Here is a 10,218-nt window from a genome sequence, read left to right on the forward strand (position 1 = left end):
GCGGGGTCGTCAGCGGGGGACGCCGACCGGCTCCTCCGGCTCGGCCGCCCCGGTGAACGTCCGCCACAGCCGGGCGTACCGTCCGTCGAGCGCGAGCAGTTCGTCGTGCGTGCCGTCCTCGACGACCCGTCCGTGGTCCATGACGACGACCCGGTCCGCGCGGGCCGCCGTGGTCAGCCGGTGGGCCACCACCAGGGTCGTACGGCGGCCCGCCAGCCGGTCGGTGGCCTGGTTGACCTGTGCCTCCGTGGCCAGGTCCAGGGCCGCGGTGGCCTCGTCGAGGAGCAGGACGTCCGGGTCGACCAGTTCGGCGCGGGCCAGCGCGATCAGCTGGCGCTGCCCGGCGGAGAGGTTGCGGCCGCGCTCGGCGACCTCGTGGAGGTAGCCGCCCTCCAGGGTGGCGATCATCTCGTGGGCGCCGACCGCACGGGCCGCCGCCTCCACCTCGGCGTCGGTGGCGTCGGGGCGCCCGTAGGCGATGGCGTCCCGGACGGTGCCGGGGAAGAGGTACGCCTCCTGCGGGACGACGCCGAGGCGGTGCCGGTAGGAGGTGAGGTCGAGGTCGCGCAGGTCCCGCCCGTCGGCGGTCACCCGCCCCGCCGTCGGGTCGTAGAACCGGGCGACCAGCTTGACCAGCGTCGACTTGCCCGCGCCGGTCTCGCCGACGAACGCGACGGTCTGCCCGGCGGGGATGCGCAGGTCGACGCCGGTGAGGGCCTCCTCCTCGTCGCCGTAGCGGAAGTGCACGCCCTCGAAGGCGATCTCGCCGCGCAGGGACGGCACGTCGAGCGGCTCGTCGGGGGCCTCGGTGGAGGTGGGTTCGCGCAGCAGCTCCTGGATCCGGCCGAGGGAGACGGTCGCCTGCTGGTAGCCGTCGAAGACCTGGGAGAGCTGCTGGACGGGCGCGAAGAACAGGTCGATGTAGAGCAGGTAGGCCACCAGCGCGCCGGTCGTCAGGGTGGCGTCGTCGATCCGGCCGCCGCCGACGACCAGCACGGCGACGGCCGCCGCCGAGGACAGCAGCTGCACGAACGGGAAGTACACCGAGATCAGCCACTGGCCCCGGATGCGGGCCTGTCGGTAGCTGTCGCTGCGCTCGGCGAAGCGCCGCCCGCCGTCGTGCTCGCGCCGGAACGCCTGCACGATCCGCAGCCCGGCCACCGACTCCTGGAGGTCGGCGTTGACCGCGGAGACCCGCTCACGGGCCAGTTCGTACGCCTTCACGCTGGCCCGACGGAAGAAGAACGTGGCGACGACCAGCGGCGGCAGCGTCGCGAAGACGACCAGGGCGAGCTGCACGTCGATCACCAGCAGGGCGGCCATGATGCCGAAGAAGGTGACGACCGAGACGAAGGCGGTGACCAGACCCGTCTGCAGGAAGGTCGACAAAGCGTCGACGTCCGTGGTCATCCGGGTCATGATCCGGCCGGTCAGCTCGCGCTCGTAGTAGTCGAGGCCGAGCCGCTGGAGCTGGGCGAAGATCTTCAGGCGCAGGGCGTACAGGATCCGCTCCCCGGTGCGCCCGGTCATGCGGATCTCGGCGGTCTGCGCCGCCCACTGGGCGAGCACGGCGAGCAGGCCCAGCAGCGAGGCCGCCCAGACCGCGCCGAGGGCGAGCCGGGTGACGCCGTCGTCGATGCCGTGCCGGATCAGGACCGGCAGCAGCAGACCCATGCCGGCGTCGACGGCGACCAGGGCGAGGCTGACGAGCAGCGGGCGTCCGAAGCCGCGCAGGAGGCGTCGCAGGCCGTAGGACTCCTCCGGCAGCACGGCGCGCGCCTCGTCGACGTCCGGGGTGTCGGTGGCCGGGGGCAGGGCGTCGACCCGGGCGAGCAGCTCGGGCGTGGCGGGGGTGCCGGCGAGGGCGGTGTCCTTCGGCGCGCGGTCGCCGGTCCACAGCCGCGGGGTGACGCCGCGCTCGGCGTCGAACTCGGCGTCCAGCTCGTCCCTCCCCCACTCTCGAACAAACTCGAGCGGGGGGACCCCCACCGAGGTGTCCTCCGGCTCCTCGGCGGGGCGGGCGTGGCCGGGCGAGACGCCGCCGAGCTCGTCCGGGTCGGTCAGCAGGCGGCGGTAGAGCGCCGAGCGTTCCTGGAGCTCCTCGTGGGTGCCGATGTCGGCGAGGCGGCCGTGGTCGAGGACGGCGATGCGGTCGGCGAGGCCGAGGGTGGAGCGGCGGTGGGCGATCAGCAGGGTGGTGCGGCCCCGCATGACGTGGGCCAGCGCCTCGTGGATCTCGTGTTCGACGCGGGCGTCCACGGCGGACGTCGCGTCGTCCAGGACGAGCAGTCTGGGGTCGGTGAGGATCGCGCGGGCGAGGGCGACGCGCTGGCGCTGGCCGCCGGAGAGGGTCAGGCCGTGCTCGCCGACGGTGGTGTCGTAGCCGTCGGGCAGCTCGGTGATGAACCCGTGGGCCTGCGCGGCCCGGGCGGCCGCCTCGATCTCCTCGTCGGTGGCGTCGGGCCGGCCGTAGGCGATGTTGGCGCGCACGGTGTCGGAGAAGAGGAACGAGTCCTCGGGCACGAGCCCGATCGCGGCCCGCAGCGAGTCGAGGGTCAGCTCGCGCACGTCGTGCCCGCCGACGAGGACGGCGCCGCGCGTCACGTCGTAGAAGCGCGGCAGCAGCAGGGAGACCGTGGACTTGCCGGAGCCGGAGGAGCCGACGACGGCGAGGGTCTCGCCGGGCCGGATCTCGAAGGAGAGGCCGTCGAGGACGGGCCGGCCGGGGTCGTAGCCGAACGACACGTCGTCGAACTCGACGGCGGCGGGCGCGTCGGCCGGGAGCTCCTTGGTGCCGTCGGTCAGGGAGGGCTCGGTGTCGATCAGCTCCAGGACGCGTTCGGTGCCGGCGCGGGCCTGCTGGCCGACGGTGAGGACCATGGCGAGCATGCGGACCGGGCCGACGAGCTGGGCGAGGTAGGTGGAGAAGGCGACGAACGTGCCGAGGGTGATGTGCCCGCGCACCGCCAGCCAGCCGCCGAGGGCGAGCATGGCGACCTGACCGAGGGCGGGGACGGCCTGGAGGGCGGGGGTGTAGGTGGCGTTCAGCCTGATCGTCCGCAGCCGCCCGGCGAACAGCCGCCGGCCGACCTCCCGTAGCTTGCCGGTCTCCTGCTCCTCCTGCCCGAAGCCCTTCACCACGCGCACGCCGCTCACCGAGCCGTCGACCACGCCGGCGACGGCGGCGGCCTGGGCCTGGGCGTACCAGGTGGCGGGGTGCAGGCGGGTGCGGCTGCGGCGGGCGATGAACCACAGGGCGGGGGCGACGGCGAGGGCGACGAGGGTGAGCGGCGGCGACAGCCACGCCATGATCACGAGCGAGATCAGGAAGAGCAGGACGTTCCCGATGGTCATCGGGAGCATGAACAGCAGGCTCTGGATCAGCTGGAGGTCGCTGGTGGCCCGTCCGACGACCTGGCCGGTGGACAGCTCGTCCTGCCGTCGGCCGTCGAGCCGGGTGATCGTGCCGTACATGTCCGTGCGCAGGTCGTGCTGGACGTCGAGGGCGAGCCGGCCGCCGTAGTAGCGGCGGACGTAGGTGAGGCCGTAGACGGCGAGCGCGGCACCGATCAGGAGACCGGCCCAGGTGGCCATGGACCGGGTCTTGTCGCCGATGACGTCGTCGATGATCACCTTGGTGATCAGCGGGACGAGGGCCATGACGGCCATGCCGCCGAGGGAGGACCCGAGGGCGAGGACGACGTCCTTGGGATACCGCCAGGCGTACCCCGCCAGCCGTCGTGCCCATCCCCGTTGCGCGTCCACGCGGTGTCCTCCGGTCGGTCGTCCTGCTCATCTGATCTACCGCAAGGCACCAACACGGGCGACCGGGGATTTCATCCCGCCCCACCGTTCGGGCCCCCACCTCGAATGCGGTGCGCCCCCGTCCCCGGCGCGCCCTGCCGCGGGCCCACGGGACGGTCGACGGTCCGCTGGTGGAGGTCGTGACGGGACACATCAGCGATCTGCTGCACCCTCTCGCCCCCCCACGGCGGGGCGTGGAGCGATCCCGCGCTGCACGCCCCGCCCTGGAAGGTCCTGTGGATCGCCCGCCCTGCCGCCCTCTGCCCGGAAGCGGGCGGTGACCGGGAGTGGGAGGGCAGGCTGGACGGGGCGTTCAGAACGCTGCCGCGCGACCTGCTCCGCCCCTGGGCCGCGGCAGGCCCGCCGGAGGAGGCCCCTTGAAGGCGGCGCCGGTCCGCCCGGCCGGGGCCCGCCGGCTACAGGTACGGGCGGGTGATCAGTTCGATCGCGTGGCCGGACGGGTCCTTGAAGTAGACGCCCCGGCCGCCGTGCTCGGTGTTCGTCTCACCGGGGCGCCGCATCTGCGGGTCGGCCCAGTGCTCGATGCCGCGGTCGCGCAGGCGCCGGTAGGCGCGGTCGAAGAGGTCGTCGTCGACCAGGAACGCGTAGTGCTGCATCTGGATCTCGACCGGCGGCTCGGCGAACTGGAGCAGTACGCCGTCGGCGAGCTGGACGTTGGTGAAGGGCCCCCAGGACGGCGCCGCCGGTGCTTCCAGCAACTCCCGGAAGAAGCGGGCGGACTCCTCACGGTCCTCGGCGGCGATGATGGTGTGGTTGAACGTGGCTGCCATGTGGTTGACCTCGCTGTGGGTTCGGCACGGAGTGGACTCGTCGTGGCGTACGAGCACTCGGGGGTCCGCGTGCCGGGGCGAGGGGGTGTCCGACGCGCACCCGTCGCGCGGTCAGACCTCCACCGGGTCGCCGATCCGTGTGTGGCGCAAGGCCGTTCCGGTGTTCACGTCGGACAACGGTAGGCGATGCGGCCCCACCTGACAACGAGGCCCGAAGACTTCGCCCGTCGGACCACCGTCACGCAATCGCCACCTTCCTTTCACGCCGATGGCCGCATGTGCATGTCACTGTCTGCGGTATCACCCAGACGTCAACCCGCGTAGATCGGACACCCCACATGCTCGCTATACGCACATCCGCAGGCCGGCGCCGGAAGGCGGTGGCGCTCGCCACCGCCGCCGTCCTCGCCGGCCTCGCCGCCCCGTCCCTGACCGCGGCCCCCGCCACGGCCGCCACGAACGACTACGACACGACGTACTACAAGAACGCGATCGGCAAGACCGGGGCCGGCCTCAAGGCGTCCCTCCACACGATCATCAGCAACCAGACGAAGATCTCCTACTCGGCCGTCTGGAACGCGCTCAAGGTCACCGACCAGGACCCGGCCAACAGCAACAACGTGGTCCTGCTCTACTCGGGCGTCTCCCGCAGCAAGTCCCTCAACGGCGGGGACACCGGTGACTGGAACCGCGAGCACGTCTGGGCCAAGTCGCACGGCGACTTCGGCACCTCCACCGGACCCGGCACCGACCTGCACCACCTGCGCCCCGAGGACGTCCAGGTCAACGGCGTGCGGGGCAACAAGGACTTCGACGACGGCGGCAGCGCCGTGAGCAACGGCGGCGGAAGCCTCACCGACTCCGACTCCTTCGAGCCCCGCGACGCGGTCAAGGGCGACGTGGCCCGCATGATCTTCTACATGGCGGTCCGCTACGAGGGCGACGACGGCTGGGCCGACCTGGAGGTCAACGGCAGCGTGAACAACGGCAGCAACCCGTACATCGGGAAGCTGGCGGTGCTCAAGCAGTGGAACGACGAGGACCCGCCGGACGCCTTCGAGGAGCGCCGCAACCAGGTCATCTACGACACCTACCAGCACAACCGCAACCCGTTCGTCGACCACCCGGAGTGGGTCGAGGCGATCTGGTAGGCCGGTCGACTGAGCGCCGTGGCCGACGGGTAGGTAGGTGGCCATGGCAGAGAAACCGGAGAGCGCGCCCCGGCTGTGCGGGCGGCTGTGGGCGACGCTGGTGGTACTGAGGGCGGTCGGGGAGGACCGGGGCCGGAACACGGACCTCCTCGACGAGAGCCGGCTCGACAAGGTGCAGAAGCAGCCCGAGGACCAGCTGGGCAGGCAGCTGACCCTGGCGGCCGACTACCTGCGCAAGGCCCGGCGGCGCAGCGCCCGGCACGGGGAGGCCGCCACGCGGTTGTTCCTCGCGATACCGGAGTTCGTCCCGGGGGACGGCAGGTTCCCCTCGTCCCTCGGCGGCGAGTCGCAGAGCATCGAGTTCGCCAAGGCCTACCACGAGCAGCGCGGCGCGTACGCCGAGTACAAGCCGCTGTTCAAGTGACCTGATTCCGGCGTCCGTTCAGCCCCGGTGCGTCGGCGCGAACATGCGCAGGACGGCGGGGAGCACGACCACCGAGGGGCCGGGGGCGGCCAGGGCCCTCGCGAGGTCGGCCTCCAGCGTCCCGGGGGACGTGCGCACCCCCGGCACCCCGAACGACTCGGCGAGCGCCACGTAGTCCGGGCGGGCCAGTTCCGTCGCCGTGGGCTGCCCGAAGGCGTCCGTCATGTACTCGCGCAGGATGCCGTAGCCGCCGTCGTCGACGATCAGCCAGGTGACGTTCAGGCCGTACTGGCGGGCCGTGGCCAGCTCGGCGACGGAGTACAGGGCGCCGCCGTCCCCCGAGACCGCCAGCACCGGGCGGGTGGGGTCGGCGACCGCCGCTCCCAGGGCCGCCGGGAAGCCGTAGCCGAGGCCGCCGGCGCCCTGGGCCGAGTGCATGGTGTTGGGGGACTTCGCGTCGAAGGCCGACCAGGCCCAGTAGGCCAGGATGGTCATGTCCCAGAAGGACGGGGCGTCGGCCGGCAGGGCCCTGCGGACGGCCGCCAGGACGTCCTGCTCCAGGGTGAGCCCCTGGGCGGCGATGCGTTCGCCGACCTTGTCCAGCAGGGTCCGCACGCGCTCCGGGGCGGTCGGGTCGTGCCGCTCCCCCACCGTCTCCAGCAGGGCCTGGAGGGCGAGGCGGGCGTCGGCGTGGATGCCCAGGGCCGGGTGGTTGGACTCCAGTTTGCCGAGGTCGGCCTCGATCTGGATCACCCGGCCGCGCGGCGCGAACGTGTGGTAGTTGGAGGAGAGTTCACCAAGGCCCGAGCCGACGACCAGCAGGACGTCGGCGTCCTCCAGGAAGTCCGTGGTGTGGCGGTCCTCCAGCCAGGACTGGAGGGAGAGCGGGTGCGTCCACGGGAAGGCGCCCTTGCCGCCGAAGGTCGTCACGACGGGGGCCTGGAGACGTTCCGCGAGCTGCCGCAGCTTGCCGGAGGCGTCCGCGCGGACCACGCCCCCGCCCGCGATGATCGCGGGGCGCTCGGCGCGGGCCAGCAGGTCGGCGGCGACCGCCGTCAGCTCGGGCCGCGGGGGCAGCTCCTCGGGGAAGGTGTCGCCGCCGGTGACCTGCGGGACGGACGTCTCGGCCAGGAGGACGTCCTGCGGGATCTCCACCCACACCGGTCCGTGCGGGACGGTCAGCGCCGACGTCCACGCCTCGGCGATGGCCGACGGGATCTGGGACTGGGCGCGGACCGTGTGCACGGACTTCACCACGCCCCGGAACGAGGCCGCCTGGTCCGGGAGTTCGTGCAGGTAGCCGTGGCGGCCGCCGCCCAGCCCGGCCGTCGGGACCTGGCTGCCGATCGCCAGGACGGGGGCCGAGGCCGCCCGCGCCTCCTGGAGCGCGGGCAGGGAGGTGAGGGCTCCCGGGCCGGTCGACAGCAGCAGCGGGGCGGCCTCGCCGGTGATCCGGCCGTAGGCGTCCGCCGCGAAACCGGCGTTGTTCTCCATCCGCAGGCCGATGTAGCGCAGGTCCGAGCGGCGCAGCGCGTCGAACATGCCGAGGGCGTGCTGGCCGGGCAGGCCGAAGACGGTGGTCGCGCCCAGCCCGGCCAGGGTCTCCACGACCAGGTCTCCGCCGATGCGGCCGGGGGGAGGGTTGAGGGCCGCCTCCGTCTGGCCGGCGGTCGGACGCAGTACCGGGTCGTGGTCGTGGGTCACTTCGCCGCCTTCTCCTGGGCGATCCGGCGGGACATGATCGTGGTCAGTTCGTACGCGGTGTGGGACGCGGCGACGGACGTGATCTCGGCGTGGTCGTAGGCGGGGGCCACCTCGACGACGTCGGCCGACACCAGGTTGCAGGAGGCCAGGCCGCGCAGGATCTCCAGCAGCTCGCGGGAGGTCATGCCGCCGGCCTCGGGGGTGCCGGTGCCGGGGGCGTGGGCCGGGTCCAGGCAGTCGATGTCGATGGAGATGTACAGCGGGCGGTCGCCGATGCGCTGCCGCAACTGGTCGGCGATCTCGTCGGCGCCACGGCGGTAGACGTCGGCGGAGGTGACGATGCCGAAGCCCATCTTCTCGTCGTCGGTCAGGTCCTTCTTGCCGTACAGCGGGCCGCGGGTGCCCACGTGGGAGAGCGCCTCCGTGTCGAGGATGCCCTCCTCGACCGCGCGCCGGAAGGGCGTGCCGTGCGTGTACTCGGCGCCGAAGTAGGTGTCCCAGGTGTCGAGGTGGGCGTCGAAGTGGAGCAGGGCGACGGGGCCGTGCTTCTTGGCGACCGAGCGCAGCAGCGGCAGCGCGATGGTGTGGTCGCCGCCCAGGGTCATCAGACGGGCGCCGGTGCCGAGCAGGTCGTCGGCGGCGGCCTCGATCGTCTCGACGGCCTCGTTGATGTTGAACGGGTTGACCGCTATGTCGCCGCCGTCGGCGACCTGGGCGAGGGCGAAGGGGGAGGCGTCCTGCGCCGGGTTGTAGGGGCGCAGCAGCCGGGAGGCCTCGCGGATGGCGTTGCCGCCGAACCGGGCGCCGGGCCGGTAGGAGACGCCGGAGTCGAACGGCACGCCCACCACGGCGACGTCGGCGGTGCCGACCTCGTCCAGGCGGGGCAGCCGGGCGAAGGTCGCGGGCCCGGCGTACCGCGGGACGCGGGAGGAGTCGACGGGACCGCGGGGCGTCTCGTTGCTGCTCATGAATTGCCTTCCTTCTTACGCTTCTTCGCGTATTTACTGCTCTGTACCGCTCGGCACGACTCTACTGGTGGGCCGGTACCGGCCGGGGTCCGGACGCGGGGGCGCGGCCGTCGGGACGGTCGCGTCGGGCGGTCGGGCCGGTCCCGTGGCGGGATTCCGGTCCGGATCGACACTAGGTGGTCGAAAAGCGGCTGCGAAGTGTACGTTCCCTCCATTCGGGCTCGCCGGAGTGGAGGGAACGTCCATCGTGCAGGAGAAGGTCGCCCCGCCCACGCCTCCCGTGTCCCTCGCGGCCCTGCTGTCCCGCGAGGACCTCGCCCTGCGCCAGATCACCGGACCCCCGGCGGCTCAGGTGGTGATCCACTGGGCGCACACCTCCGAGATGGCCGACCCCTACCCGTACCTGCTGGGCGGCGAGCTGCTGCTGACGGCGGGCGTGCACATCCCCGCCGACGGGGCGGGCGACGACTTCGACGCGTACGTCGCCCGGATCGTGGCGGCGGGCGGCGCCGCCCTCGGCTTCGGGGTGGCGCCGGTGCACGACACGGTGCCGCGGGCGCTGGTCGCGGCCTGCGAGGCGCACGGGCTGCCGCTGGTGGAGGTGCCGCCGCGGACGACGTTCTCCGCCGTGGCCCGCGCCGTGTGGCAGCTGATGGCGCAGGCGCGGCTGGCCGAGCTGCGGCGGGTCTCCGAGGCCCAGCGGCAACTGGCCGCCGCGGCCTCCCGGCCGGACCCGGTGCCGTCGGTGCTGCGGCGGCTGGCCGCGCGGCTCGACGGCCGGGCGGTGCTGTACGGGCCGGAGGGCGCCGAGATCGCGGCGGCGGGACGGGAGCCGGCGGGCGAGGTGCGCGAGGCCCTGGTGAGGCTGACCCGGTTCGTCACCAGCCGGGCCTCCACGACCGCCACCGACACGGTCGCCGGCACCCGTCTGGCGGCCTACGCCCTCGGCACCGGCGGGGGCGGGGGCGGGGGCTTCGTCCTCGGGGTGGCGGCCCCGCAGCGGGAGTCCGGGGACCACACCATCGCCTCGGTCGCCGCGGTGCTGCTCTCCCTGCTCACCGGGGAGCACCGGAGCGGCACGGGCGCGGCCCGCTCGTCCGCCCTGGTGCGGCTGCTGTTGGGCGCCCGCCCCGAACAGGTCGCGCCCCTGCTCGGCGGTGGCGAGGACACCCGCTGGCACGTCGTGCACGCCCGGCCGGACTGCGGTCCTCCCGACCCGGTGGCGGCCTCCGCCCTGGGCGCGGCCCTCGGCTCCCCGCTGGTCGACCCGGCCGGTGACGTCGTCCGGGTCCTGGTGCCGGCCGGCCCGGGGGCCCGGGGCGGGGCGGACGGGCCGCCGGGGACGGAGCCGCAGGGCACGGCGGCGCGGGGCGACA

At 73.4% G+C, this 10,218-nt stretch carries 7 protein-coding genes; 3 read left to right on the plus strand and 4 right to left on the minus strand.

The window, feature by feature from the left end; genetic code table 11:
* Positions 1-9: 9 nt before the first annotated feature.
* Both JHAT_RS24635 and JHAT_RS24640 read right to left on the minus strand, forming a co-directional pair.
* Positions 10-3,765, minus strand: coding sequence for an ABC transporter ATP-binding protein (locus JHAT_RS24635; protein WP_077800434.1), 3,756 nt, complete (start codon positions 3,763-3,765; stop codon positions 10-12).
* Positions 3,766-4,220: 455 nt separating this feature from the next.
* On the minus strand, positions 4,221-4,595 hold the full coding sequence (locus tag JHAT_RS24640; RefSeq protein WP_077800447.1) for a VOC family protein: 375 nt from the start codon (positions 4,593-4,595) through the stop codon (positions 4,221-4,223).
* 338 nt (positions 4,596-4,933) lie between these two features.
* On the opposite strand from JHAT_RS24640, the gene JHAT_RS24645 reads away from it, so the two are divergent.
* Both JHAT_RS24645 and JHAT_RS24650 read left to right on the plus strand, forming a co-directional pair.
* Positions 4,934-5,746 (plus strand): endonuclease I family protein, encoded by an 813-nt coding sequence (locus JHAT_RS24645; protein ID WP_077800435.1) that lies wholly within the window; start codon positions 4,934-4,936, stop codon positions 5,744-5,746.
* Positions 5,747-5,789: 43 nt separating this feature from the next.
* Entirely contained in the window at positions 5,790-6,170 is a 381-nt protein-coding gene (locus JHAT_RS24650) for a hypothetical protein (RefSeq protein ID WP_077800436.1), read from the plus strand.
* 18 nt (positions 6,171-6,188) lie between these two features.
* Here the strand turns inward: JHAT_RS24650 and JHAT_RS24655 are convergent, their stop codons facing one another.
* Both JHAT_RS24655 and speB read right to left on the minus strand, forming a co-directional pair.
* Positions 6,189-7,874 (minus strand): thiamine pyrophosphate-binding protein, encoded by a 1,686-nt coding sequence (locus JHAT_RS24655; protein WP_077800437.1) that lies wholly within the window; start codon positions 7,872-7,874, stop codon positions 6,189-6,191.
* Entirely contained in the window at positions 7,871-8,842 is a 972-nt protein-coding gene (gene speB / locus JHAT_RS24660; RefSeq protein ID WP_077800438.1) for an agmatinase, read from the minus strand. Before speB ends, JHAT_RS24655 begins: the two co-directional genes overlap by 4 nt.
* A gap of 247 nt (positions 8,843-9,089) precedes the next feature.
* On the opposite strand from speB, the gene JHAT_RS24665 reads away from it, so the two are divergent.
* On the plus strand, positions 9,090-10,218 hold a 1,129-nt coding region (locus JHAT_RS24665; RefSeq protein ID WP_171991034.1), incomplete at its 3' end, for a PucR family transcriptional regulator ligand-binding domain-containing protein.

This window comes from Streptomyces sp. JHA26 (assembly GCF_002005565.1).
Taxonomy (GTDB): Bacteria; Actinomycetota; Actinomycetes; order Streptomycetales; family Streptomycetaceae; genus Streptomyces.

Excerpts from the sequence above, each read along its gene's own strand:
- JHAT_RS24640 (WP_077800447.1), bottom strand. The coding sequence starts at position 4,595 with ATGGCAGCCACGTTCAACCACACCATCATCGCCGCCGAGGACCGTGAG.
- JHAT_RS24645 (WP_077800435.1), top strand. The coding sequence starts at position 4,934 with ATGCTCGCTATACGCACATCCGCAGGCCGGCGCCGGAAGGCGGTGGCG.
- JHAT_RS24650 (WP_077800436.1), top strand. The coding sequence starts at position 5,790 with ATGGCAGAGAAACCGGAGAGCGCGCCCCGGCTGTGCGGGCGGCTGTGG.
- speB (WP_077800438.1), bottom strand. The coding sequence starts at position 8,842 with ATGAGCAGCAACGAGACGCCCCGCGGTCCCGTCGACTCCTCCCGCGTC.